This window comes from Vibrio sp. CDRSL-10 TSBA, assembly GCA_039696685.1.
Lineage (GTDB): Bacteria > Pseudomonadota > Gammaproteobacteria > Enterobacterales > Vibrionaceae > Vibrio.
The window spans coordinates 3,188,765-3,214,953 of sequence record CP155566.1 but is presented as its reverse complement, the minus strand read 5'-3'; the positions used below and the strand labels follow the sequence as shown (position 1 = coordinate 3,214,953).

Here is a 26,189-nt window from a genome sequence, read left to right as displayed (position 1 = left end):
TCATGACGGACGTTGTGGTAGCGCAAGCGGCGCGTAATCTGGTGCGTCGCTTACCGTTCAGTTTCTCTAACCGCTTCAAACTGGTGCTGGAATGGCATGACAGCCAGGACACTCCCACTGTGTATTACGTTGCGCCGCTGGCAATGAATTCGCTGGCGGAAGTGCGCCGGGTGATTAAAGGTCGTCTCAACCTGATTGAACTGCAGCCGAATGAGTTTGAAAGCAAACTGACTCAGGTCTATCAGCGTGATTCTTCCGAGGCTCGGCAGCTGATGGAAGATATCGGTGCGGACAGCGATGACTTTTTCTCGATTGCCGAGGAGTTACCGCAGAACGAAGACCTGCTGGAATCTGAAGATGATGCGCCAATCATCAAGCTGATCAATGCCATGCTCGGCGAAGCCATCAAAGAGGGCGCGTCGGATATTCATATCGAGACCTTTGAGAAAGAGTTGTCGATTCGTTTCCGGGTTGATGGTGTGCTGCGTGAGGTGTTGTCACCGAGCCGTAAACTGGCGCCGCTGCTGGTGTCACGGGTGAAGGTGATGGCCAAACTGGACATCGCCGAAAAGCGTGTGCCGCAGGACGGGCGGATTTCGCTGCGTATCGGTGGCCGTTCGGTGGATGTGCGCGTGTCGACCATGCCGTCTTCGCACGGCGAACGGGTGGTGATGCGTCTGCTGGATAAAAATGCGACCCGGCTTGATCTGCATAGTCTGGGGATGACCGAATGTAACCATGACCATTTCCGTCATCTGATTCAGCGCCCGCACGGCATCTTGCTGGTGACCGGACCGACCGGTTCAGGTAAATCCACCACCTTGTATGCCGGTTTGCAGGAGCTCAACAGCAATGAGCGCAACATCCTGACGGTAGAAGACCCGATTGAATTCGATATTGAAGGTATCGGTCAGACTCAGGTCAACCCGAAAGTGGACATGACCTTCGCCCGCGGCCTGCGCGCAATTTTGCGTCAGGATCCGGATGTGGTGATGGTGGGCGAGATCCGTGATCTGGAAACGGCCCAGATCGCCGTGCAGGCTTCCTTAACCGGCCACCTGGTGATGTCGACCCTGCACACCAATACTGCAATTGGCGCCGTGACCCGTCTGCGTGATATGGGGATTGAACCTTTCCTGATCTCCTCTTCACTGCTCGGTGTACTGGCGCAGCGTCTGGTGCGCACCTTGTGTCCGGAGTGTAAAGAAGCGTATCAACCGAACAAAGAGCAGCGTAAGCTGTTCGAACTGGACGACGCTGAACCGCTGACACTGTATAAAGCGCATGGCTGTGACAAGTGTAACTTCAAGGGTTACCGTGGCCGGACCGGGATTCACGAGCTGGTGTTGATTGATGATGATCTGCAGGCGCTGATTCATGCCGAAGCCGGTGAGCAGGAAATCGAAAAACGGGTCCGTAGCACGACGCCGAGTATTCGTCAGGATGGTCTGGATAAAGTCCGGCGCGGGATTACCTCGCTGGAAGAAGTGATGCGAGTCACCAAGGAGTCCTGATGGCGGCGTTTGAATATAAAGCGCTGGATGAGCGTGGCCGGCACAAAAAAGGTGTCCTGGAAGGCGATAATGCCCGCCAGGTGCGTCAGCGCCTCAAAGAGCAGGGGCTGGTGCCGGTGGAAGTGGTGGAAACCCGCGCCAAGGCCGCGAAATCTCACAGTAGCGGGCTGGGATTCTCCCCGCGTGGCATCAGCACGCCCGATCTGGCGCTATTGACCCGTCAGTTATCGACTCTGGTGCAATCCGGTATGCCGCTCGAAGAGTGTCTGCGCGCGGTATCTGAGCAGTCGGAAAAGCCGCGCATTCGTAATATGCTCGCCGCGGTGCGCTCTAAAGTAACCGAAGGTTACACTCTGGCAGACAGTATGGCCGATTACCCGCATATTTTTGACGATCTGTTCCGCTCTATGGTCGCCGCCGGAGAAAAGTCCGGCCACCTGGATGCGGTGCTGGAACGTCTGGCCGATTATGCGGAAAATCGCCAGAAAATGCGCTCTAAACTACTGCAGGCGATGCTGTATCCGATTGTGCTGGTGGTGTTTGCGGTTGGCATTGTGGCCTTCCTGCTTGCCGCTGTGGTACCGAAAATTGTCGGTCAGTTTGTCCAGATGGGGCAGGAGCTGCCCAAATCGACCCAGTTTCTGCTCTCGTCCAGTGACTTTATTCAGCACTGGGGGCTACAGCTTCTGGTGCTGATCGTGTTGCTGATCTACCTGGTGCGCTGGTTGCTGAGTAAACCGGATCTGCGCCTGCGCTGGGATCGGCGGGTGATACATATGCCGCTGGTGGGTAAAATCTCCCGTGGCCTTAATACTTCGCGTTTTGCCCGCACTTTGTCTATCTGTACCTCGAGCGCAATTCCGATTCTGGACGGAATGCGGGTCGCGGTCGACGTTATGTCCAATCAATACGTCAAGCAACAGGTGCGCCTGGCCGCAGAAAATGTGCGCGAAGGTGCCAGCCTGCGCAAAGCTCTTGATCAAACCAAACTCTTCCCGCCGATGATGCTGCATATGATCGCCAGTGGTGAACAGAGCGGCGAAACTGGAAAGTATGCTGACCCGCGCCGCAGATAACCAGGACAACAGTTTTGAAGCGACGGTCAATATTGCGCTGGGCATTTTTACGCCGGCGCTGATTGCGTTGATGGCGGGTCTGGTGCTGTTTATCGTAATGGCCACCCTGATGCCTATCCTGGAAATGAATAACTTAATGAGCCGCTGATTTGGCTCACTTCGTCTTGAGTAACATGGAGTCTCTATGAACAAAAAAGTAAACAAACAGTCCGGTTTTACCCTGCTGGAAGTGATGGTTGTGGTCGTCATTCTGGGTATTCTGGCCAGCTTTGTGGTGCCTAACCTGCTCGGTAACAAAGAAAAAGCCGACCAGCAGAAAGCGATCACAGATATTGTCGCGCTGGAAAATGCCCTCGATATGTACAAGCTGGATAACAATGTGTATCCGACCACAGACCAGGGTCTGGATGCGCTGGTGACTATGCCAGGCAGCCCTGAGCCACGTAATTACCGCGCCGGCGGTTACATCAAGCGTCTGCCAAAAGACCCTTGGGGTAACGATTACCAATACCTTAGCCCGGGTGATAAAGGCACGATTGATGTGTTTACCTTAGGTGCAGATGGTCAGGAAGGCGGTGAAGGTACGGCCGTCGATATCGGTAACTGGAATCTGCAGGATTTTCAGTAACAGGTTAACGGTGGCGCTTGGCGCCACCTTTTATTGAATTCAGGTCTGGCTGTTGTGATGAAGCGCAAACATGGTTTTACTCTGCTGGAAATAATGCTGGTGTTAGTGCTGCTTTCCGTCAGCGCGGTGGCGGTGATCGCCACTCTGCCGGTCAGACACGATGATGACATTAAAGAAGTGGCGCAGAGTATTTTTCAGCGTCTGCAACTGCTCAATGAGGAAGCCATCCTCAGCGGCCGTGATTACGGTCTGCGCATTGATGAGCAGGCACGCACACTGCGTTTTTTAAGCCTGGATCAGACAGGCTGGCAAAAATTGGATAAAAACGGTATCGCTGCGGATCTGCAGCTACAGGATGGACTGGCGCTGCAGTATCAAGCCGGTGGCGATGTCTGGCAGGATGAAGACCGCTTGTTTAAGCCGGGCTCTCTGTTTGATGAAGAGATGTTCCGTGAGCAGGATGGCGAGCAGAAGCAGCGTCCGCCACAGGTCTTTATCTTATCCAGCGGCGAACTGACCCCGTTTACGCTGGATATTTATGTTCAGAATGAAAGTGTTGAGAGTGGATGGCAGGTGCAGGTACAAGATAATGGTCAGATCACTCTGCTGGCACTGGGAGAACATGATGAGACGCGCTGAGCGGGGCTTTACGCTGCTGGAAGTGCTGGTTGCTCTGGCCATCTTTGCCACCGCTGCATTGAGTGTGATGCGCGCCGTGACTCAGCACATCAATACCATCAGTTATCTGGAAGAGAAAACGTTCGCCGCTATGGTGGTGGATAACCAGACCGCCAAGGTGTTTTTGAGTGAACAGGCACCTCGGGCGCAAAACGGCAGCGAAGAGCTGGCCGGGCGGACCTGGTACTGGAAAGTTGCGCCGGTGAAAACGGCTAATGATGTCCTGGCGGCATTTGATGTCAGTGCGGCGACCGAGAAGAACGGCGCGCCGGTGGTGACGGTAAGAAGTTATGTTGCAAAGTAAATATGGTTCATTGAGACGAGTCGCACGCCGCAGCGGTTTTACCCTGATTGAAGTGCTGGTCGCCATGGCGATTTTTGCCAGTCTCAGTCTGGCGGCTTATCAGGTGCTCAATCAGGTGCAACGCAGCAATACCCTGTCCGCGGAACGAGAAGCGCGTCTGAGCGAAGTGCAGCGTGCAATAGTCATGATGGATGCGGATTTTCGTCAGATGGCGCTGCGTCATTTCCGTCATAACGGGGAAGCGCCCGGTGATCGAATGTTGCTCTGGAGCGATTACCTGAATGACTCTGACACTAAGGGTGTGATGTTTATCCGCCTTGGCTGGCATAACCCGGAGCAGCAATTCCCGCGTGGAGAAGTGGCCAAGGTAGGCTATCGTTTAAAAGAAGGCGTGTTGGAACGTCTTTATTGGCGCTATCCGGATACCGCGGTCTCTGAGCCTGCGGTGGTGATGCCTTTACTGACCCAGGTGGAATCCTGGTCGATGCGTTTTTACGCCGAAGGCGGCTGGCGTGATGCCTGGGAGTCGGATCAGGCGTTGCCGAAAGCAGTGGAAGTGACCCTGAAATTGCAGGATTACGGTCAGATTCAGAGAATTTATCTTACCACCGGCGCATCACTGGGAGAGGGCGATAATGGCTAAATCTCGACAGCGCGGTGTGGCTTTGATCATTGTTTTGCTGCTGCTGGCGATCATGGTGTCGATTGCCGCCACCATGGCGCAGCGGATGTTTACCCAGTTTCAGCGTGCCAGTCATCAGCTCAATTACCAACAGGCTTACTGGTACAGCATCGGGGTTGAAGGGCTGGCCAAAGCGGCCATCGAACAGAGTTATAAAGACAGTGATGTGGTCAGTCTCAATCAGCCCTGGTCACAGCGCGATCGCAGTTATCCGCTTGACTACGGTCAGGTGACCGGCAGTATCGTCGACAAGCAGGCCTGCTTTAACGTCAATGCGTTTGCCGGTCTGGCGCCGGTCGGCGCGCAGACCTCGACACCGTATGTGTATCGGGTGTGGCGCGCCCTGCTGGATGAGCTCGATATTGACAGCTATCAGGCAGAAAACATTGCCGATGGTACCTGGGATTTTCTGGATGCCAATGATTCGGTCAACACCGCGAGCGGGGTGGAAGACAGTTATTATGAATCGGTGTCGCCGGCCTATATGGCCCCCAATGGGATGCTGGCCGACGTCAGCGAATTACGTGCGGTGCACGAAGTCAGTGGCGAAGTGATGCAGAGTCTGCAGCCCTACGTCTGTGCGTTACCAGAGCGGGACTGGCGTTTGAATATTAATACGCTGCAACCGGAGCAGGCGAAACTGCTGGCCGCCATGTTCAGCCCGAACCTGAGTGAGTCCAATGCGCGTACTGTGCTCGAAGGACGGCCCTATGACGGCTGGAGCAGTATCGAAGATTTTATGGCTGAGGCGCCTATCGCCGCGGTTGATGAGAGTGTGCGAGAGCAGGCACGCGGCTACCTGAGTATCGACAGCCACTATTTTGAGCTGGATGCGAACATTCAGGTTGAACAATCCCGGGTGCGTATCCGCAGTCTGTTTTTTAGTAGTAATTTAGAAACTGCAACGGTAATTCGCCGTCGCTTTGGAGGAATCAGTGAGCGAGTTTCTGACCGTTCGGCTGAGTAGTCAAAAAGAAGCCACCATTCCCTGGCTGGTATGGTCAACTGACCAGCAGGCCGTGATTGCCAGTGGTGAAATTGCTGGTCTGGATCAGCTCGAAGAGCTGGCGCCTTATGCGGCGCAGCGTCCGACCCTGTTACTGCTGTCGGCCAGTGATGTGGTGCTGACTCAGGTTGCCATTCCGTCGGGTGCCAGTCGTCAGCTTGAGTCGATGCTGCCTTATCTGGTGGAAGAGGAAATTGCCCAGGATGTGGATGAAATGCATTTCACCATTCTGGCCAAAAGTGGCGGCGTGGCTCAGGTGGCCGGTGTTGATCGCCAGTGGTTGCGTTCGTGTCTCGATTCGCTGCGCGCACTGCAGTTTGATGTGCGACGGGTTGTGCCGGACGTGCTGGCCATTCCTCACTCTGAAGGGCTGAGCGCGCTGCAAATCGGTGACGAGTGGCTGGTACGTAAAAGTGAGTTTTCCGGCCTGAGTATCGATGTGCAGTGGCTGCCTCTGTTCAGTCAGTCGCAGTGGGTACGTGACGGCGAAAACTGGTTAGCTCTGAACGCTTACACACCGTTGCCGGAGATGCAGCTGGCTGAGGGGCAGGAGTGGCATAACCAGCCGGCGGCGTTGGTGATGCAGTTGCTGACCGAACAGACACTCAGCCACAAAATCAACCTGCTCAGTGGTGAATTTAAAACCAAGTCATCCTGGAACAAGTACTGGCAAGTGTGGCGTAAAGCCGCGATTTCGGCCGGTTTGCTGGTGGTGGTCAGCACCGCTTATCAGTTGGTGCAGGCCTATCAGTATGAAAGTACCGCTCAAAGTTATCGCGCTGAAAGTGAACGCATTTTTCGCTCCATTTTTCCTGACAAGCAGCGCATACCGACCGTGAGTTATCTCAAGCGCCAGATGAGCGATGAAGTGGCACTGCTGTCGGGTGGCGGTGGCGGCGAGCATGTGTTGTCCTGGCTGGATAAACTGCCGGAAACGCTGCGCAATGTCAGCGCCATGCAGGTACAGAGCCTGCGCTTTGACGGCAATCGCGGCGAAGTGCGCCTGGAGGCGGTCAGCAAGGATTTTCAGACCTTCGAACAGGCAAGGGTACAGCTCGAAGAGCACTTCTCAGTTGAGCAGGGCCAGCTGAGCCGCAACGGCGAACAGGTGGTGGGTTCGTATGTACTCACACGCAAATAGGGACAGAGCATGAAGAATTTACTCAACCCGGCGCAGGCATGGTGGAGCACGATCAGCCAGCGCGAGCAGCGTCTGGTGCTGGTGTGTGGCGGACTGCTGTTGCTTGGCCTGCTGTATTGGGGCGTGGTGCAGCCACTGCAGCAGCGCAGTGAACACGCCCGGACCCGCATTCAGTCGGAGCAGCAGTTGCTGCAGTGGGTCAAATCGACCGCCGATGACATTATCACTCTGCGCCGCCAGGGCGGAGTGGTGCGTACCAATCAGCCGTTCAACCAGGTGATTGCCAGTTCGACCCGGGATTTCAATATTGAGCTGATCCGGGTGCAGCCGCGCGGAGAGATGATGCAGGTCTGGGTTCAGCCGTTGCCATTTTCTCAGCTGGTGGCCTGGATAAACTTCCTGCGTGAGAAACAGGGTATTGATGTCGAATTTATGGACCTGGATCGCGGCGCAGCGCCGGGTCTGGTTGAAGTCAAACGCTTGCAGTTAAAACGAGGCGGATAATGAAACGTGTGATTGGATACGTCAGCGTATTTGTGGTGGTGGTGCTGATTAGTGCGGTTGTCCATATCCCGGCCTCGTTGGTGGTCAAATACGCGCCGCTGCCACGCGCTTTGCAATTGCAGGGTGTCAGCGGCACTTTGTGGCAGGGCAGTGCGGAGCAGGTCAGCTGGCAGCGCAATAAACTGGGCGCTGTGCAGTGGGACTGGCAATGGTCGGCTTTGCTGGGGGCGAAAGCTCAGGCCGCGGTGCGTTTTGGCCGTGGCAGTGATCTGGAGATGCGTGGTAAAGGCGTGTTCGGCTATGGTCTGAGTGGCGCGTTTGCTCGTGATGTCGTGGTATCTATGCCCGCTCAGCAGGTGGTGAAAACACTGCAGTTGCCTGTGCCTGTCACGGCGGAAGGCCATGTCGAAACTGACGGTCCGCGATTACCAGTACGGGCTGCCGTGGTGCAGTGCCGCCACGGGTAATCTGGCCTGGACACCGAGTCAGATAGGTTCACCGTTAGGCGAACTGCAACTGGACCGTATCATGGCTGAAGTACAGTGTCAGGACAACGTCGTGACCGTCAATGGCAGCCAGAATAGTGCCCAGGTCAGTGCGGAATTTTCCGCAGAGCTTAACGCGGCACGTCGTTATCAGGCCAAGGGCTGGTTTAAGCCCGGGGCGGAATTTCCGCCTCGTCTGAGCGAGCAGCTTAATCTGCTGCCACGTCCCGATGGTCAGGGCCGTTATCAGTTTACCCGCCAGGGACGGCTGTAATCCGGCGCCTGATATATCGTTGGCGATGATGAAGGATACGGGATCACAAAGGGCGAGTTCAGACTCGCCCTTTTTTGTTTTGCTTGCCCCGTCCGGGAATCGGTTGATTGCTGGCGGTGGTCTGATGGCCGATGCTCAGGCGAAAGTCTGGTTTAATCTTTGACTTGCAGAATCTGATCCCACGGCAGGTCGGCGTCGCCGAGCACGATAAAGTTAGGATTTTCCAGTGTATCACGCTCGTTGTAGGACAACGGCTCAAGCTGAGTGCTGAGAATACGTCCGCCGGCTTCTTCGACAATGCACTGAGTGGCTGCAGTATCCCATTCCCCGGTCGGCCCCAGGCGCAGATAACAGTCTACGGCACCCTCGGCGACCAGACAGGCTTTCAGTGCGGCCGAGCCGAGAGGGACCAGTTCATAGTTCCACTGGCTGCTCAGGCGTTTGGTGATGCGGTTGATGTCCTGGCGGCGGCTGATGGCCATCGCGATCGGTTGCCCCGGCAGTTCATGTTTGTGTGAGCGGATACGCAGGCTGTCGGACATGTCCGGGATCTTCCATGCTCCTTTGCCTGCATAAGCGTAGTAAATCACGCCGGACACCGGGCCGTACACTACGCCCATCACCGGACGATTGTGCTCGACCAGAGCGATAATTGTGGCAAAGTCACCGCTGCGGGCTATGAATTCCTGGGTGCCGTCAAGCGGATCAACCAGCCAGTAGCGTTGCCAGGTTTCACGGGTGGTCAGGCTGATGTTAGCCGCTTCTTCCGACAAAACCGGGATGTCCGGGGTTAGTTCAGACAAACGTTCAGTGATCAGCTTATGCGCGGCTAAGTCGGCGCTGGTGACCGGGGTCTCGTCACTTTTAGTGAAAGCTTCGTACGATTTGTTTTCGTAGATGTCGAGGATCAGTTGCCCGGCTGAGCGTGCAATACTGATCACGTCGGGCAGCAGATGGGAGAGATCTTTCGCAGTTGGCATACGCTTTCCTATAACTCTGCGGGTCAGGATTTCAGATGACGCAGTGCCAGCAGCAGGGCGGTAATGCTGCGGGCTTCGCTGAAATCTAAGTGGGTCAGTAACTCTTCGGCCTGCTCAAGCGGCCAGCGCACCAGTTCCAGCGGTTCCGGTTTCGTCGCCATCCAACTGTTCTGAGTATAGATCCTGCGCAATGAAGAGTGTCATGCGGCTGGAAAAATAAGAGGGAGCCAGGATAACCTCTTTGAGCGGAATTAACTCGCGGGCACCAAAACCGATCTCTTCCTTCAGCTCTCGTACCGCCGCCTGTTGCGGGGTTTCACCCGGATCGATCAGGCCTTTAGGAAAACCGAGTTCATAGTTCTCGGTACCGGCGGCGTATTCCCGGATTAACAGCAGGTCACCTTGCTCGGTGACCGGCACCATCATCACGGCGTTGCGACCGCTCGGTTTCATCCGTTCATAAGTGCGTTGCTCACCATTAGAAAAACGGAGATCCAGGGCTTCAATCGAAAACAGCTTTGACCTGGCCACGGTACTCTTGGCCAGAATCTCCGGTAATAATTTGGATGGCATACGCTAACTCCTTCGCTTTCAAACGTTTCTTACTATATGAGAAAATTCTGCAGCTGAAAATGTTCTGTTTTAACAGGCGGCCAAATTGGTGTGAATAAAAAGAAAAAAAGCTGATGCACGGCATCAGCTTTCGATAATTTGTTGCTTAGTAGTAAGAGTGCTCACCACGGTCATGCTCAGTCTGGTCACGCACCGCAGTCAGTTCACCTTCGAACTGAGCCAGCAGTTCTTTTTCAATGCCTTCTTTTAGCGTTACATCCACCATAGAGCAGCCGTTACAACCGCCGCCGAACTGCACCAGTGCAACGCCGTCGTCAGAGATTTCGATCAAACGCACGTGACCGCCGTGACCGGCAAGTTGTGGGTTAACCTGGGTTTGAATCGCGTATTCAACACGTTCCATCAGCGATGCGTCATCAGACACTTTACGCATTTTGGCGTTAGGTGCTTTCAGGGTCAGCTGTGAACCCATTTTATCGGTGACGAAATCGATCTCTGCCTCATCCAGGAACGGCAGGCTCAACTCATCGATGTACGCGGAAAAGCCGCTGTATTTGATCTCTGTATCAGTGGCTTCTACTGCCTCTGGTGGACAGTAAGATACGCCACACTCTGCATTCTGCGTTCCCGGGTTTACCACGAAGACGCGGATGTTGGTGCCTTCTGGCTGCTGAGCCAGTAGCTTGGCAAAGTGGGACTGGGCGGTTTCTGTAATAGTAATAGTATTTGACACGACGAATACCTGAGTAAATTTGTAGGCTATTTAGTCACCATTCTACTCCTGTCGAGCCGAGGATCCAGCCCTTTTTGCTGACGCTTTGGGCATCAGATTCAGCTTCCCGGCTCAGGAGTACGGCATATACAGTAAATATCAAGCCTTTTGACCCCCACTTCAAGCAGTAAATTGCATAATTGCCGCATGGTACTGCCTGTGGTGACCACATCGTCGACGATAGCAATATGGGGACTGGCTGGAGATTCATTGAGGCTAAATGCCTGAGTTAGGTTACGGGTGCGTTGGCGTTTATTTAGCCCCTGCTGCATGGCGGTGGCGCGTACCCGCCGCAACAGCTGCGGCTGGTAATCACACTGCAGCGCCTGACTGAGCGCTCGCGCCAGCAGATCACTCTGATTAAATCCGCGCAGCCAGTAACGGCGCCAGTGCAAGGGGACAGAGGTGAGCAGCGGCGCCGGATCCGCGATGCGTGTTGCCAGTAAACCGGCCAGCGGCGGTGCCTGCCAGAACTGACGCTGATACTTGAGTTTATGAACCGCGTGACTGAGCGGAAAACGGTAATCCCCGAGGCAAACCAGACGTTGCCAGGGCGGTGGTGAGCGCAGGCATTCACCGCATTGGGTAACCGCTATCGGGCTTGGCAGTCCGCAGCGCTCGCAACGCGGTTGCGGTGCATACCACTCGAGGCAGGCGGCGCACAAGCCATACGTATCCTGCTCTGCCAGCGGCAGACGGCACAGCGGGCAGGCCGGAGCCAGCCAGGAAAGCATGGTTTTTTGGAGCTGATTCGCTAACATAGGGTCTTCTTAAATGGCAGCCATGCGGTTGATTGTGACCGGTTGGTCTGCCTGGTGAGCATGGAATGAGTAGGAGAAAGTGTGACTATGGCGGCAGACTTGTATTGGCAGGTAAGTGGTAGCGGCCCGGATCTGGTGTTGGTGCATGGCTGGGGTATGAACGGGGCCGTGTGGCAACAGACCGAGCAGCGTCTGGCGCAGCACTTCACTGTCCATGTGGTGGATCTACCCGGCTACGGTCACAGTGCGCATCTGCATGCTGACAGCCTGGAAGCGATTGCCCGGCAGTTGATTCTTAAGGCGCCCAGACAGGCGATTTGGGTTGGCTGGTCGCTGGGCGGGTTGGTGGCAACTCATATGGCACTGCATCACAGCGATTACGTGGCGAAACTGGTCACCGTCGCATCGTCACCTAAGTTTGCGGCAGAGCGGCCATGGCGCGGTATTCAGCCTCAGGTACTGAGTGCGTTTACCGATCAGCTGGTGGAAGACTTCCATGCCACCATTGAGCGTTTTATGGCGTTGCAGGCCATGGGCAGTCCTTCCGCGCGGCAGGATGTCAAAACTCTCAAGCAGGCGGTGCTGTCGCGTCCGACTCCGAATCCGGATTCTCTGCTGGCTGGTTTGCAGATGCTGGCGGATGTCGATTTGCGTGCCCAAATGGCGCACATTTCCGTGCCTTTACTGCGTCTGTATGGTCGCCTCGATGGTCTGGTGCCGGTCAAAGTAGCTCACGATCTAGAGCAGGTGGTGCCACACAGTGAGCAATATATCTTCACGGAGTCCTCCCATGCGCCGTTTATGACCGAATTTGATACTTTTTGTCAGCAATTGGTGGCGTTTGGCGGACAAAAGTAAGCTATCCGGCTGATTTTAGTGTTGTCTGATAAATAAGACTAAATTTTGTGCTGATCTGGCCGATATAAAATCAGACCCGGATAGCAGCTCGCTGCAACGGGCCGGGCGATACTGAGGAGGTTTCGGCTATGATAGTGTCACCGACCAATGTCGGCGTGCCACTCATCGCCCCATCAGTGAACGTTTCCGACAGAGCAGGTCGCACGCGACAACCGCGCCCGTGAACCTGTGACGCCGACCGTAGAGCTGACCAGAACCCACGCTGAACGCAAGATTAAAGCAGATGATAAGCGACGCAGAGATGCATCCTGGGACCCGGCCGAACATCCGGGTTATGAACTGGATGCGGATGATGACGTCGGCTTGGAGCACGATGATCAGCCGTCCAGTGAATTGGATCGCTTGTTCGGATTACTGGCGCTAGCCAGTTACAGTGAAGAGCAGGGCAAGGGTTATGCGATGCGGTTTCGCCTGCCGAAACGCGTCATTGATGAAGCGATAACTGAGGGCAAAATGGCGCAGCGGCGCACCGTGATTAAATACCATTACGGTCAGGCCGTGGCACCCAATACACCATCAGAAGTGATTGCTGTGCTGTAGTTATCGCGTCAGTGATGAGACTGAAATAAAAATCCCCGCCCGGTGACCCGGACGGGGATTTTTCTGCGCTATTGCCCGCTTATTTCTTTGCTTTGGCAAAGGCGGCAGCAAATGCACCGCTCATTGCGCCGCCGGACTGAGTCTCCTCACGACGGCGCGGTTTACGTTCCGCTGCGGGTGCGCTGCTGCGCGCGCCACGGCTCTCCTGACCCGGTTCATCGTTAAGCCGCATAGACAGGGCGATTCGCTTACGCTGCACATCCACTTCCATTACTTTGACTTTGACGATATCGCCGGCTTTGACCACTTCGCGCGGGTCAGAGACAAAGCGGTCTGTCAGAGCGGAAATGTGTACCAGACCGTCCTGATGGACACCGATATCCACAAAAGCGCCGAAGTTGGCGACGTTAGAGACCACACCTTCCAGTACCATGCCGACTTCAAGATCGGACACCTGATTGACACCGTCGGCGAATGTGGCGGTTTTAAATTCCGGGCGCGGGTCACGGCCGGGTTTATCCAGCTCTTTGATAATGTCGGTCACGGTCGGGACACCGAAATGCTCGTCGGTGTAATCGACCGCACGCAGACCGCGCAGAAACTCACTGTTGCCGATCAGCGCCTGAATCTGCTGCTGGTTTTTCTCGGCAATCGCTTTGACGACCGGATAGGCCTCCGGGTGCACTGCAGATCCATCGAGCGGGTTTTTACCGTGCATGATACGCAGGAAACCAGCACACTGTTCAAACGCTTTTGGCCCCAGACGGGCGACTTTTTTCAGTGCGCTGCGCGACTCAAAGCGGCCGTTTTCATCGCGATAATCGACGATGTTCTGCGCCAGAGTATACTCGACAGGCCCGCCACGCGAGTCAGCAGAGCCGGTGAGGCGGTATTCACATCGACCCCGACGGCGTTTACACAGTCTTCCACCACCGCATCCAGGCGTTTGGCGAGCAGAGTTTGGCTGACATCGTGCTGGTACTGGCCAACCCCGATCGATTTCGGGTCAATCTTAACCAGCTCGGCGAGCGGATCCTGCAGGCGACGTGCGATAGACACGGCGCCGCGCAGCGAGACATCCAGATTCGGAAACTCTTTCGCGGCCAGTTCAGACGCCGAGTAAACCGACGCACCGGCTTCGCTGACCATGATCTTCTGCACTTTGAGGTTGCCACGTTTAATCAGGTCAGCGGCGAAGGCATCGGTTTCGCGTGAAGCGGTGCCGTTACCAATCGCAATCAGATCGACATTGTGCTGTTTGATCAGCGCGGCCACGCTCGCCATGGCTCGATCGTACTGGTTTTGCGGCTGGTGCGGATAGATAGTATCCGTTGCCAGCACTTTACCGGTTGCATCAACCACGGCCACTTTACAGCCAGTACGCAGACCCGGATCCAGACCCAGAGTCGCTCGCGGGCCGGCGGGAGCCGCCATCAGCAGATCTTTGAGGTTGGTGGCGAACACTTCAATCGCTTCGATTTCGGCACGCTCTTTCATCGCACTCATCAGCTCGGTTTCCATGTGCATCGATACTTTGATGCGCCATGACCAGCTGATAACCTGTTTACGCCATGCATCCGCAGCCGCCTGGCTGAGATGAATCCCGTAATGCTCAGCGATCAGGGTTTCGCAGTACGACTGGCGTATGCCCTCTTCCTGCTCCGGATCCGCATTGAGGGTCAGGGTCAGAAAGCCTTCGTTGCGGCCACGCAGCATCGCCAGAGCGCGATGGGAAGGCGCCTTACTGATCGGCTCCTGATGGGCAAAGTAGTCTTTAAACTTTTCGCCGTCGCGCTCTTTCCCTTCAACCACGCGCGTTACGATATGAGCATTGCGATTAAGGTGCTGACGAATTTTTTCCAGCAAATCTGCATCTTCGGCGATGCGTTCCATAATGATGGCACGTGCACCATCCAGAGCTGCTTTACTGTCTTCGATACCGTGTTGCGCAGCAAGGTATTTGCCCGCTTCCAGTTCCGGATCGGTGTGCGGATGATGCCACAAGGTATCCGCCAGAGGCTCCAGACCGGCTTCAATGGCGATCTGGCCTTTGGTACGGCGCTTCGGTTTGTACGGCAGATACAAGTCTTCGAGACGGGTTTTGCTGTCGGCATCAATAATCGCCTGTTCCAGTTCCGCAGTGAGTTTACCCTGGTCCTGAATCGATTTAAGGATGGTTTGACGGCGGTCGTCCATTTCACGCAGGTAGGACAAGCGACTGTCCAGCGTACGCAGTTGAGTGTCATCCAGTCCGCCGGTCACTTCTTTACGGTAACGGGCAATGAATGGCACTGTGTTGCCGTCGTCAATCAGTTTGACGGCGGCGATGACTTGCTCTGAGCGAACGTTCAGCTCTTGGGCAATCGAATGACAGATAGCTAAGCTCATGGTTGATATCACTTGTTACAACAGACTTCTTGATGTGGGGACAAGGTAGTCTATTTTAAACGTTTACCGGCGTTGTCAGAGCAGATTCAGCGACGGAAGTGCTACGTTGTGCACAAATACAGTGGCGATAAGCACCATAGGTCATCCAGGAGTAGCCCAGTAATTCCAGACCTTCTTGCAGGGCGCTTTTCAGCACGTAGTCATAGTCATCGCCCATAATGTGTTCCCACAGCAGGTGACCACTGCCAAATACGCGGCTGAACACCAGCAGCAGCAGAAACGCCACCGACCATAAAGACATATTCACGTGAACGGGTATAGGCTGCCATTGGTTCCAGTACGGAATCTTTATAGCGGGTCATTGCCATACCGATACAGGTCGCGGCGGTGATCGCGGCCGGGATCTGCCAGAAGCCGTGCCAGATGTAGTCAAGGAACTGATCGAGTTCGCGAATCAGAATGCAGGCAAAAAAGCCGCTGACCAGCAGGTAAAAACCGCGTGATGACGGAGTCGTTTTTGCAGCGCGGGCAAACATCAGCATGGAGAGCAAGACGAAGCCCTCTTGAGTCAGTTCGGTGAAAGAGATTTCGCCGACATCGTTTTTAAGCACAGCCAGATCGAGATAGAGTGCCAGAGGGGCGACAAGCAACAGAGCGATGATGGCGATAAACTCTTTGCCGGCGTTGAAAATTTGCTGTTTTGTATCAGGTGCGGACATAATGGTTTTGACTCCGAAAAGGTAACTCAGAATCGCGTAATGCTATTAAAACAGTGTTTTTTAATCTAATAAAACAACCTAAAATGTTCTGTTTTTATCTTTTTAGAAATTTGTAATATTTTGATTATTAATTAATTTGTGACTGAAATGAAAACGAAACTTATTACTCGCGAAGGGTTTAATAAACTCAAAAAAGAGCATGATTTTCTCTGGAATGAACGGCGTCCGGAGGTCACAAAAATTGTGACATGGGCCGCAAGCCTGGGTGATCGCTCTGAAAATGCTGATTACACTTTCAACAAACGACTGCTGCGCCAGATCGATCGCCGTGTGCGTTTCCTGCGTAAATTGCTGCCGGAACTGACTATAGTTGACTACTCACCGCAGCAGGATGGCAAGGTGTTTTTTGGCGCCTGGGTGGAGATTGAAAACGAAGCCGGAGAGATGAAAAAGTTTCGAATCGTCGGTCCGGAAGAAATTTATGGTGATGAGGTCAAAAATTACATATCAATTGACTCACCAATGGCGCGTGCGCTGCTTAAAAAAGAGGTGGATGATGAATTTGTCGTCACGACACCAAGTGGCGATAAAGTCTGGTTCATCAATAGCATTGAGTATGAAATCGATGCATAGAAACTAGTTTATTATCATTTTTGCTCTGTTTTGTGAAAAGCTGGCATAGTTTCAGTTATCCGTATGTTTTATGATAAAAGTCTGACGCGAGGTCAACCCGGGCGGAAACCTGTCGCCACTGATTAGGAAAAGTATGCAGCGAAAAACCAGACCCACCTTACAAGACATTGCTGACCAGGTGGGGATTACCAAGATGACGGTATCGCGTTATTTGCGCGATCCGGGCTCAGTTGCCCAGAAAACCCAGCAAAAAATCGCCGCCGTAATTGAAGAGCTGGGATATATCCAGAATCGGGTGCCGGCGATTTTGTCCAAGTCTTCCAGTCGTGCTATCGGTATTATTCTGCCTTCGTTGTCGAACCAGGTGTTTGCCCATTTAGTGCAGGGGATTGAGTCGGTGACCAAGCAGGCCGGCTACGACACCCTTATAGCCCATACCGGTTACAGTTCGAAAGAAGAAGAAGAAAAAATCGCGGCCTTGCTGTCGTATCGGGTTGATGGCTTGATCCTGACCGAAACCAACCATACGGAAACGCACCCTGCAGATGCTGAGATCAGCCGCGGTGCCTGTGGTGGAAACCATGGAGATTCCGGCCTGCCCGATTGATATGGCGGTAGGGCTGGATCATGAGCAGACATCGTATGAAGTAGTACAGGAGATGCTGGCACGCGGGCGGAAAAACATTGTCTATCTCGGCGCCCGGCTTGATACCCGGACCCGGTTACGGATGCAGGGCTATGAGCGCGCGATGCGTGATGCCGGTCTGGAGCCGCAACAGATTTCGACCGGTGAACACTCCAGTTTCACCATAGGCGGAGTCTTGCTGGAAAAAGCGCTGGCGCAATGTCCGCAGCTCGATGCCATTTTCTGTACCAATGATGACGTGGCGATTGGTGCCATGATGTACTGTGCCCACAAAGGCATTGAGGTACCGAAACAAATTGCTGTGGTCGGATACAATGCGCTGGATATCGGCCAGGCGATTATTCCTAAGCTGACCAGTGTGGAGACACCGCGTTTTGCGATTGGCAAGAAAAGTGCAGAATTACTCTTAGCGGCGCTGGCCGGAGAGGAAGCAGAGCAGAAAGTCTACGACCTTGGCTACCGCCTGACGATCGGAGACAGTCTGTAATATCACGGGCTGACCAGGTCAGCCCGTACATGCCTGGTTTAAGGCTGTTTACAGCGCTTGAAACAGATTTACAGCGCTTGAAAAAGAAAGGTGGCGCCCTGATCGGCGGCGGTGACCTGCTGGCGCGCCAGAGCAAACAGTTCGCGTCCCCAGTCGTGCTGATCCGCCTTACTGTCCGGCATTGTGGCGCTGCGCTGGCTGAGATCAGCCAGACAGGTCAGTTCGCCATTCTGGGCATCCAGACGCAAAATATCCCCGTCTTGTACCAGGCCAATCATGCCACCCCGCAGAGCCTCCGGCGACATATGAATCGCAGCCGGGATCTTACCTGAAGCACCTGACAAGCGGCCGTCGGTCACCAGGGCGACTTTGAAACCGGCTTTTTGCACGTTGCCGAGGATCGGCATCAGTTTGTGCAGCTCCGGCATCCCATTGGCCGCCGGGCCACTGTAGCGTACCACGACCACACAATCCTGATTTAGCTCACCGCGTTTATAGGCGGCTTCCACTGCATGCTGCGAGTTGAAGACTTTCGCTGGTGCTTCAATCAGATGATGTTCGGCTTTAACCGCAGAAATTTTAATCACACTCTGGCCCAGATTGCCTTTCAGCACCTTAATACCACCGCTGGTCTGATAGCAGGTCTGTTTGGCGGCAATGACGGCCGGATTGAGGCTGTCACCACAAGGTTGCCATACCAGTTCACCGTCAGCGAGCTGCGGGCGTTGGAGCTGCAGGGCAAAATCACCGATAGCCGGGGTCACACTGCGGTGCAGCAGAGCGCGTTCATCCAGACGGGACAGCAACATAGGGACGCCGCCGGCCGCTTCGAATTCATTGATATCGGCCGTGCCGTTCGGATAAACGTTGGTCAGCAGAGGCACCACCTCAGACAGGTCACTGATATCCTGCCAGGTCAGGATCAGACCGGCAGCTCGTGCCAGCGCGACCAGGTGAATGGTGTGGTTACTGCTGCCACCGGAGGCGAGCAGGGCAACCAGGCCATTGACCAGGCTTTCTGCCGTGACCACTTCGCTCAGCGGCCGGTAGGCCGGAGTACCCGGCGCCATAGCGGCGATGGCCTTGGCCGCATACTCGGTCAGCGCATCGCGCAGCGGGCTGTCCGGATGCACAAAAGCAGAGCCCGGCAGCATCAGTCCCATCGCCTCAAACACCAGTTGGTTGGTGTTGGCGGTACCGTAGAAGGTGCAGGTGCCCGGTGAGTGGTAGGAATTACACTCCATTTGCAGCAGCGCATCGCGACCGACTTCACCGGCGGCGTATTTCTGGCGCACATCGACTTTTTCTTCGTTGCTGATCCCGGTCGCCATTGGCCCGGCCGGGATAAATGCGGTCGGCAGATGGGCATAAGCCAGCGCGCCCATCAGCTGGCCCGGGGCGATCTTGTCACAGATACCGAGCAGCAGGGTGCCGTCAAACATGTTATGGCTGAGCGACATCGCGGTCGCCTGGGCGATCAGGTCACGGGAAAACAGTGACATGTCCATACCCGGTTGCCCCTGAGTCACGCCGTCGCACATCGCAGGGACACCACCGGCAATCTGGGCAGTATGGCCAACCGGGGCCAGGGCTGCTTTGATTTGATCCGGATAATGTTTGTAAACCTGATGTGCACTGAGCATGTCATTGTAGGCGGTGATGATGGCCAGGTTGGCACGGGTCAGATCGAGAATGTTTGATTTCTCACTCTGACAGGAAGCCGCAATCGCATGGGCCAGGTTGCCACATGACAGGCTGGCTTTACCTTTGCCACTGGCGTGTTGCTGGGCAGTTTTGGCCACAAAGCGTGCACGCAGCTCGGCACTGCGTGTGCGAATGTTGTCGGTAACCTGCTGAATATGCGGGTGGGTCATGCCGTCGCCTCCTGCTGGTACAGAGCATGCACTGCGTGCTCAACCACGACATCGATATCGTCAGCAATCGAGATGTTCAGTACGTCGGTTTCGCTGGTATCCGGGCGCTGTAGCGCCGCAAACTGGCTGTCAATCATATGAGTTTTCATAAAGTGACCTTTACGAGCCTGCATACGCTTGATGATCAGAGATTTATCACCATCAAGAAAAACAAACGTGACGCTTTGGTTGCCGTCACGAATCTGATCACGGTAACTTTTTTTCAGCGCTGAGCAGACGATGACACCGCGTTCGCTCTTGTTTTCCAGACTGAATGCTGCATCGCGGATACGCTCAAGCCAAGGCGCGCGATCGTTATCATCCAGTGGTTCACCGCGGCGCATCTTTTCAATGTTGGCGCGGGGATGAAGGTCATCGCCATCGATGAATTTGGCGTTGAGACGCTGGGCAATCTTGGCGCCTATGGTGCTTTTGCCGCAACCACTCACGCCCATAACGATAATACTGCTACCCGTCATACTGACTCCTTAATCGCGAGATCTGAGCGAGATCTCAATTTTAAAATCTGCCGTAAGAATTGACTTTATCTTAGTGGTGTTATCGGTAACATGTTACCCGTAACTTTTGAAATTGTGAACTAATACACAAACATCCAATCCTTGATAAAGGTGAACAAAATGGAACAATTAGCACATAGCCCAGACCCTACCCAGCTGTTGCTTATCGCTGCCGCCGCTATTGCTGCACTGCTGGTTTTGATCATGAAATTGAAGGTGCACGCCTTTGCCTCGCTGACTTTGGTCAGTTTTGGTACTGCGCTGGCAACGGGTATGCCGAGCGATAAAGTCGTGCCGACTATGCTGTCCGGACTGGGCGGTACATTAGCCTCAGTGGCCCTGTTAGTTGGCCTGGGTGCCATGATAGGTAAAATTCTTGAGGTGACCGGTGGCGCGAAAGTGCTGGCGGACACCCTGATTAGCCGCTTCGGCGAGCATCGTGCGCCAATGGCGCTTGGTGTGGCATCGCTGATGTTTGGTTTTCCAATCTTTTTCGATGCCGGTCTTATCGTGATGATGCCGATCCTGTTCAGCGTGGCTAAGCGTCTGGGCGGTTCGCCGATCAAATACGCGTTCCCGGTCGCGGGTGCGTTCGCTGTAATGCATGCGTTTGTACCGCCGCATCCGGGCCCGGTGGCTGCTTCCGATCTGCTGGGTGCAGATTTAGGCCTGCTGCTGCTGGTCGGCCTGCTGATTGCGATTCCGACCTGGTATTTTGGTGCTTACCTGTTCAGTATCTATGCTGGTAACAAGTATGTGATTTCACTGCCTAAAGCGTTTATGAACACTGAAGTGATGTTCAAAGACAAGCAGGATCTGCCGAAGTTTTCTACCGTGCTGCTGATTCTGCTGCTGCCAGTGATTCTGATTTTCCTTGATACTGGTCTCAATACTCTTTCTGTTGCCGGTGTGGTCGATGGTCAGCAGCCAGTGGTGGAATTTCTGCGTATGCTGGGTAAAACCCCGATTGCACTGCTGATCACTCTGCTGGTGTGTCTGGCGGTATTTACCGGTAAGTACGGTAAGCATAAACTGGAAAAACTGTGTACTGATTCTCTGGCGCCGATCTGTGCGGTGATCCTGGTAACGGGTGCGGGCGGTATGTTTGGTGGCGTACTGCGCTCAAGCGGTATCGGCCAGGCGCTGGCGGATGTGCTGGCTCATACAGGTATGCCGGTGATTGTGGCCGCGTTTGTTATCTCGACCTGTTTGCGCGTGGCGCAAGGTTTCTGCAACCGTCGCACTGACGACTACCGCAGCACTGATGGCACCGATTGTCGCCCAGACCACCGGACTGACTGCCCTGGATCACTGTTTTATCGTGATTGCGATTGCCGGTGGTGCCACGGTACTGTCTCACTTTAATGACTCCGGTTTCTGGCTGGTTTCTCGTCTGCTTGAGATGGATGAGAAAACGACCCTGAAAACCTGGACTGTAATGGAAACGCTGCTGGGGACGATCGCTTTTGTTATCGCCGCTGGTCTGAGCGTAATTTTATAAGGCTGACTGATAATGACTCTTGAACAACAACTGCAACAAATCAAAATTGTTCCGGTAATTGCGATTAACCACGCCGACCAGGCTGTGCCGCTGGCTAAAGTGCTGGTTGAAAATGGCCTGCCGTGTGCTGAAGTCACGTTCCGTACTGAAGCGGCACAGGAATCGATTCGTCTGATGCGTGAAGCTTATCCTGATCTGCTGATCGGTGCCGGTACTGTGCTGACGACTGAGCAGGTTGATCAGGCCATTGCAGCGGGCGCAGACTTTATTGTCAGCCCGGGCCTCAACCCGACGACAGTCAAATACTGTCAGCAACGCGGCATTGCTATTGTTCCTGGCGTGAATAACCCGAGTCTGGTTGAGCAGGCGATGGAACTGGGCCTGAAAACCGTTAAGTTCTTCCCGGCTGAACCGTCAGGCGGCACAGCGATGCTAAAAGCACTGAGCGCTGTGTATCCGGTGCAATTTATGCCAACCGGCGGCGTCAATCCTGGTAATGTGCAGGAATACCTGGCGATTAAAGCGGTGGTCGCGTGTGGCGGCACCTGGATGGTACCGAGCGATCTGATGGATAAGGGAGACTGGGACGCGATTGCCAAACTGGTGCGCGAACTGTAAGCCCCGAGCCTGTCGCTGTGAACAGCTGAGAGCAAGAGTAAGCCAACCCTGCGGTTGGCTTTTTTTGTCTCTGCGTCAGGTCGCAGCTTAGAGATGAGGAGTGGTCTATGATAAAGGCAACATCACACACCGCGCTGCCCGGTTGGTAGGATGACTCAGCCACCTTGGCCGACAGGGCTTACGTTAGTAATAAACGTTAACAATTCTTTAAGCCCTATCATGCGCAACAGTGTTACATTTTACTCGCTTCTTTCGCTTTAAGAAGCAGATACTTATTCGTGGGACAGGACAGATGCAAGAAAATCATAAAATATTAGTCGTGGATGATGATGCCCGCTTGAGAGCCCTGCTTGAACGCTACCTCTCGGAGCAAGGATTCCAGGTGCGCAGCGTGGCCAATAGTGAACAGATGGATCGCCTGCTGACCCGTGAAACCTTCCATTTAATGGTACTGGATCTGATGTTACCGGGCGAAGATGGTTTGTCGATTTGCCGCCGTCTGCGCAATGCCAACAACATGATTCCTATCCTGATGCTGACCGCCAAAGGTGACGAGATCGACCGAATCGTGGGTCTGGAAGTCGGGGCCGATGATTATCTGCCTAAACCGTTTAATCCGCGTGAGCTGCTGGCCCGCATCAAAGCGGTGCTGCGTCGCCAGGTGACCGAAGCGCCCGGAGCGCCGAGTGCCGATGACAAGATCGTCGAGTTCGGTGAGTTTCGCCTCAACCTCGGCACGCGTGAAATGTTCCGCGGTGAGGAAGCGATGCCGCTGACCTCAGGTGAATTTGCTGTGCTGAAAGCGCTGGTGACCAATGCCCGTGAGCCGCTGTCGCGCGACAAACTGATGAATATGGCCCGCGGTCGCGAGTATTCGGCCATGGAACGCTCAATCGACGTGCAGATTTCCCGTCTGCGCCGTATGCTGGAAGTCGATCCGAGCAAACCGCGTTACATTCAGACCGTATGGGGTCTGGGTTATGTGTTTGTGCCGGACGGTAAGGAAGCCAGTTAATCCGATCTCCGTTTCAGTGCCAGCCTGTCTGGCACTGATTGTCCTGCATTTAAAGGTATCCCATGCGCATTCGCAGTTCATTTACCCAGACCATTGTGCTGTTTTTCACCCTGCTGGTCGCAAGCCAGGTCTATTCCTATTACGCCCTGTTTAACTATGCGCTGATGCCCAGTCTGCAGCAGTTCAACAAAATCCTCAGTCATGAAATCAGTCTGATGCTCGATGATTCGATGCACATGGACGAAAACGGCCTAGTGATGGATGCACCGCTGCGCCGCCGTGTGCTGGAACAGCTCGGGGTCAGTATCTACGCCGAAAACAGTCCACAGGCTGAGCCGTATCACCATTCAGTCTCGATTGATTTGATGAGCGAAGAGATGAGTGAGCAGCTCGGTTCTCCGACCGAAGTGCGTATGGGCGCGGGGGAAGACAGTTATGTGCTGTGGATGAAGATCGATATGCTGCCTGGTCAGGTGCTGCGGATCCCGCTCTCAGAACTGCAGGAAGAAGATTTTGCACCGCTGTTTCGTAACAGCATCATTATGGCAGTACTGATTGTGCTGGGTGGCTGGCTGTTTATCCGTTTGCAGAACCGACCGCTGATTGCACTCGAAAAAGCGGCCAAGTCGGTCGGGCGTGGGGCGATTCCGCCGCCGCTGCTGGAAAAAGGGGCCAGTGAAATTCGTTCGGTAACCCGGGCCTTTAATCAGATGTCGAAAGGCATTCAGGCATTGGAAGAGGACCGGGCACTGCTGATGGCCGGTATCAGTCATGACCTGCGCACACCGCTGACCCGGATTCGTCTGGCCACCGAAATGATGTCGCCGGAAGAGAGTTACTTGGCCGAAAGCATTATCAGTGACACCGAAGAGTGTAACGAGATCATCAGTCAGTTTATGGATTACCTGAAACCGGTGAATCGCGACAGCTTTGAAGCGGTCGATCTCAATGCGATTGCCAATGATGTCGCGACCTCGGAAGGGGGGTATGAGGTGCAGATTGAAACTGACCTGCACCAGAGCATGGAAGATGCGGTCGGTAATCCGATTGCGATCAAGCGTGCGGTGAGTAATTTGGTGGTGAATGCGCTGCGTTACGGTAATGGCTGGGTTAAGGTCAGTACCGGTCTGACGGCCGACAAGAAAATGGCCTGGGTGTGTGTTGAGGACAATGGCCCGGGCATCGATTCATCCCAGGTGAATAAGTTATTTGAACCCTTTACCCGCGGCGACACGGCACGTGGCAGCGAAGGTACCGGCCTGGGGCTGGCTATCGTGAAACGGATTGTCAGCCAGCACGCCGGATCTGTGGCGGTCAATAACCGCAGCGAGGGTGGCCTCAAGGCCCAGATTAGTTTCCCGACGCACTGAGCGCCCGCTTAATCGCATAACAAAGAGGCTCGCCATATGGCGAGCCTCATTTATGGGTAACCCGCTACCGCGAGCGCGGTGAAGCGTGTTCGCCAGATTTTGCTGGCAGACTGGCGCAGATCAGTCGATAACCTGTTGTGCGCTTTGTTCCGCTTGCTTATGGTCTGGCAGCAACAGGTTGAGCACAATGGCCGTGATCCCGCCGGCGGCAACGCCTGATGAGAAAATGCTCTTAATGAATTCCGGCATAAACTGCAGGATCTCCGGCTTTTGCGCGATGCCAAGGCCCATCGAAAAAGAGAGTGCCATGATCAGAATGGCGCGGCGGTCGAGATCAACGCGTGAAATGATGCGCACGCCTGCCGCGGCAATGGTACCGAACATCACTATGGTCGCACCGCCCAACACCGGCTCAGGGATCAACTGGACAAAACTGGCCACACCCGGGAACAGGCCAAGCAGCACCAGCATAGCGGAAATAAAGTAACCCACGTAGCGGCTGGCCACGCCAGTCAGCATGATGACGCCGTTGTTTCTGGCTGAAGGTAGAGTTCGGGAAGCTGTTGAAGACTGCCGCCAGCGCTGAGTTGATACCATCTGCCAGCACGCCGCCTTTGATCCGTTTCATGTAAACCGGACCTTTGACCGGTTCACCGGACACTTCCGAGGTGGCGGTAATATCACCAATGGCTTCCAGCGCAGTGATGAGGAAAATCAGTACCAGCGGGATAAACAGGGACCAGTCAAAGCTCAGGCCGTACTGCATCGGGACTGGCAGGGCAATCAACTGGGTATCGCTCAGTTTGCTGGTATCCACCATGCCCATCAGGTAAGCCATGATGTAGCCGACCAACATAGCAATCACGATCGATGCCACGCGCACATACGGGTTACGAGCGCGGTTGAGCAGGACGATAATCGCCAGTACCGTGCCCGCCAGAGCGAGTTTGTCAAGGCTGCCGAAGGTGCCGTCACCCAGTGCTGCGTAGCCGCCACCCATCGAAACCAGGCCAACCTGAACCAGGGTCAGGCCAATCAGCGTTACTACAATGCCGGATACCAGCGGAGTAATAATACGCTGCGCGTAATCCAGTACCCGCGACAGCAGAATTTCAGCAAACGATGCCAGTAAGATGGTGCCGAAAATCGCCGCCATCATGGTCGGTACATCAGCACCGCCGGCTTTAAGTGCCAGTCCGGCACCGATAATCGGACCTAAAAAGTTAAAACTGGTGCCCTGAATAGACAGCAGGCCGGAACCAATCGGACCAAACGTACGAATTTGGATAAAAGAGGATAAGCCGGACGCGAACAGCGACATGCTGATGATGGTGTTGGTCTGATCGGCAGGCACGCCGAGAGACTGGCAGATGATCAGTGATGGGGTGATCACGGCAACGAACATGGCCAGCAGGTGTTGCAGGGCAGCAAAAATCGTATGCGGCAAAGGTGGGCGATCATTGAGCTGATAAACCAGCTCGGATTGACGCGCAGCGTGTTGGGTTGTCATGGCAGTTTCCTAAATTGTAATGCACTTTGTGTATG

General features: G+C 54.5%; 20 protein-coding genes and 8 pseudogenes. 18 read left to right on the top strand and 10 right to left on the bottom strand.

Annotated features, from left to right (window positions below; translation table 11 throughout):
- The first annotated feature begins 2 nt into the window (after positions 1-2).
- From gspE to ABDK09_22620, 10 genes and pseudogenes are all read left to right on the top strand, one after another.
- Positions 3-1,514 (top strand): type II secretion system ATPase GspE, encoded by a 1,512-nt coding sequence (gspE, locus tag ABDK09_22665; protein XAW89440.1) that lies wholly within the window; start codon positions 3-5, stop codon positions 1,512-1,514.
- Positions 1,514-2,738: pseudogene (gene gspF, locus ABDK09_22660) on the top strand (type II secretion system inner membrane protein GspF). Before gspE ends, gspF begins: the two are co-directional and overlap by 1 nt.
- Before the next feature lie 36 nt (positions 2,739-2,774).
- The gene (gene gspG / locus ABDK09_22655) at positions 2,775-3,218 is read left to right on the top strand and encodes a type II secretion system major pseudopilin GspG (GenBank protein ID XAW89439.1); all 444 of its coding nucleotides are present in this window, start codon (positions 2,775-2,777) and stop codon (positions 3,216-3,218) included.
- 57 nt (positions 3,219-3,275) lie between these two features.
- Positions 3,276-3,857, top strand: coding sequence for a type II secretion system minor pseudopilin GspH (gene gspH, locus ABDK09_22650; GenBank protein XAW89438.1), 582 nt, complete (start codon positions 3,276-3,278; stop codon positions 3,855-3,857).
- Entirely contained in the window at positions 3,844-4,200 is a 357-nt protein-coding gene (gene gspI / locus ABDK09_22645) for a type II secretion system minor pseudopilin GspI (GenBank protein XAW90806.1), read from the top strand. Before gspH ends, gspI begins: the two co-directional genes overlap by 14 nt.
- Positions 4,187-4,843, top strand: a complete 657-nt coding sequence (gene gspJ, locus ABDK09_22640; protein XAW89437.1) for a type II secretion system minor pseudopilin GspJ — start codon at positions 4,187-4,189, stop codon at positions 4,841-4,843. The genes gspI and gspJ overlap by 14 nt, the downstream gene beginning before the upstream one ends.
- On the top strand, positions 4,836-5,849 hold the full coding sequence (gspK, locus tag ABDK09_22635; protein XAW89436.1) for a type II secretion system minor pseudopilin GspK: 1,014 nt from the start codon (positions 4,836-4,838) through the stop codon (positions 5,847-5,849). The genes gspJ and gspK overlap by 8 nt, the downstream gene beginning before the upstream one ends.
- A complete protein-coding gene (gspL, locus tag ABDK09_22630) occupies positions 5,818-7,029 on the top strand; it encodes a type II secretion system protein GspL (GenBank protein ID XAW89435.1) in 1,212 nt (403 codons plus the stop codon). Before gspK ends, gspL begins: the two co-directional genes overlap by 32 nt.
- Before the next feature lie 9 nt (positions 7,030-7,038).
- Positions 7,039-7,533, top strand: coding sequence for a type II secretion system protein M (locus ABDK09_22625; GenBank protein XAW89434.1), 495 nt, complete (start codon positions 7,039-7,041; stop codon positions 7,531-7,533).
- Positions 7,533-8,292, top strand: a pseudogene (locus ABDK09_22620) (type II secretion system protein N). Before ABDK09_22625 ends, ABDK09_22620 begins: the two are co-directional and overlap by 1 nt.
- 152 nt (positions 8,293-8,444) lie before the next feature.
- Here ABDK09_22620 and cysQ read toward each other — a convergent pair.
- From cysQ to ABDK09_22600, 4 genes and pseudogenes are all read right to left on the bottom strand, one after another.
- Complete coding sequence (gene cysQ / locus ABDK09_22615) at positions 8,445-9,272, bottom strand: 3'(2'),5'-bisphosphate nucleotidase CysQ (protein ID XAW89433.1); 828 nt, start codon at positions 9,270-9,272, stop codon at positions 8,445-8,447.
- Positions 9,273-9,295: 23 nt separating this feature from the next.
- Positions 9,296-9,845, bottom strand: a pseudogene (nudE, locus tag ABDK09_22610) (ADP compounds hydrolase NudE).
- A 145-nt stretch (positions 9,846-9,990) separates the two neighbouring features.
- Positions 9,991-10,578 carry a Fe-S biogenesis protein NfuA gene (gene nfuA, locus ABDK09_22605; GenBank protein ID XAW89432.1) on the bottom strand — a complete coding sequence of 196 codons (588 nt, stop codon included), beginning with the start codon at positions 10,576-10,578 and terminating at the stop codon, positions 9,991-9,993.
- A 98-nt stretch (positions 10,579-10,676) separates the two neighbouring features.
- On the bottom strand, positions 10,677-11,378 hold the full coding sequence (locus ABDK09_22600; protein ID XAW89431.1) for a phosphoribosyltransferase family protein: 702 nt from the start codon (positions 11,376-11,378) through the stop codon (positions 10,677-10,679).
- An 87-nt stretch (positions 11,379-11,465) separates the two neighbouring features.
- Here ABDK09_22600 and bioH point away from each other — a divergent pair, with 87 nt between their 5' ends.
- The gene (bioH, locus tag ABDK09_22595; protein ID XAW90805.1) at positions 11,466-12,236 is read left to right on the top strand and encodes a pimeloyl-ACP methyl ester esterase BioH; all 771 of its coding nucleotides are present in this window, start codon (positions 11,466-11,468) and stop codon (positions 12,234-12,236) included.
- 128 nt (positions 12,237-12,364) lie between these two features.
- A pseudogene (locus tag ABDK09_22590) lies at positions 12,365-12,836 on the top strand (ATP-dependent Lon protease).
- Positions 12,837-12,915: 79 nt separating this feature from the next.
- On the opposite strand, the pseudogene ABDK09_22585 reads toward ABDK09_22590, so the two are convergent.
- From ABDK09_22585 to ABDK09_22575, 3 genes and pseudogenes are all read right to left on the bottom strand, one after another.
- Positions 12,916-15,224: pseudogene (locus ABDK09_22585) on the bottom strand (Tex family protein).
- Positions 15,225-15,279: 55 nt separating this feature from the next.
- The gene (locus ABDK09_22580; GenBank protein ID XAW89430.1) at positions 15,280-15,441 is read right to left on the bottom strand and encodes a hypothetical protein; all 162 of its coding nucleotides are present in this window, start codon (positions 15,439-15,441) and stop codon (positions 15,280-15,282) included.
- Complete coding sequence (locus ABDK09_22575) at positions 15,431-15,943, bottom strand: hypothetical protein (protein XAW89429.1); 513 nt, start codon at positions 15,941-15,943, stop codon at positions 15,431-15,433. The genes ABDK09_22580 and ABDK09_22575 overlap by 11 nt, the downstream gene beginning before the upstream one ends.
- Before the next feature lie 147 nt (positions 15,944-16,090).
- On the opposite strand from ABDK09_22575, the gene greB reads away from it, so the two are divergent.
- Together greB and ABDK09_22565 are read left to right on the top strand one after the other, a co-directional pair.
- The gene (gene greB, locus ABDK09_22570; GenBank protein ID XAW90804.1) at positions 16,091-16,576 is read left to right on the top strand and encodes a transcription elongation factor GreB; all 486 of its coding nucleotides are present in this window, start codon (positions 16,091-16,093) and stop codon (positions 16,574-16,576) included.
- Positions 16,577-16,709: 133 nt separating this feature from the next.
- Positions 16,710-17,709: pseudogene (locus ABDK09_22565) on the top strand (LacI family DNA-binding transcriptional regulator).
- Between the two features lie 68 nt (positions 17,710-17,777).
- Here the strand turns inward: ABDK09_22565 and edd are convergent.
- Both edd and ABDK09_22555 read right to left on the bottom strand, forming a co-directional pair.
- Positions 17,778-19,583, bottom strand: a complete 1,806-nt coding sequence (gene edd / locus ABDK09_22560) for a phosphogluconate dehydratase (protein XAW89428.1) — start codon at positions 19,581-19,583, stop codon at positions 17,778-17,780.
- Entirely contained in the window at positions 19,580-20,101 is a 522-nt protein-coding gene (locus ABDK09_22555; protein ID XAW89427.1) for a gluconokinase, read from the bottom strand. Before ABDK09_22555 ends, edd begins: the two co-directional genes overlap by 4 nt.
- Before the next feature lie 159 nt (positions 20,102-20,260).
- Between ABDK09_22555 and ABDK09_22550 the strand changes: the two are divergent.
- From ABDK09_22550 to envZ, 4 genes and pseudogenes are all read left to right on the top strand, one after another.
- A pseudogene (locus ABDK09_22550) lies at positions 20,261-21,641 on the top strand (GntP family permease).
- A gap of 12 nt (positions 21,642-21,653) precedes the next feature.
- Entirely contained in the window at positions 21,654-22,259 is a 606-nt protein-coding gene (locus tag ABDK09_22545) for a bifunctional 4-hydroxy-2-oxoglutarate aldolase/2-dehydro-3-deoxy-phosphogluconate aldolase (protein ID XAW89426.1), read from the top strand.
- A 292-nt stretch (positions 22,260-22,551) separates the two neighbouring features.
- Entirely contained in the window at positions 22,552-23,274 is a 723-nt protein-coding gene (gene ompR, locus ABDK09_22540; protein XAW89425.1) for a two-component system response regulator OmpR, read from the top strand.
- A gap of 62 nt (positions 23,275-23,336) precedes the next feature.
- A complete protein-coding gene (envZ, locus tag ABDK09_22535; GenBank protein XAW89424.1) occupies positions 23,337-24,644 on the top strand; it encodes a two-component system sensor histidine kinase EnvZ in 1,308 nt (435 codons plus the stop codon).
- A 120-nt stretch (positions 24,645-24,764) separates the two neighbouring features.
- Here the strand turns inward: envZ and ABDK09_22530 are convergent.
- Positions 24,765-26,154 (bottom strand): annotated as a pseudogene (locus tag ABDK09_22530) (uracil-xanthine permease family protein).
- Positions 26,155-26,189: the final 35 nt, after the last annotated feature.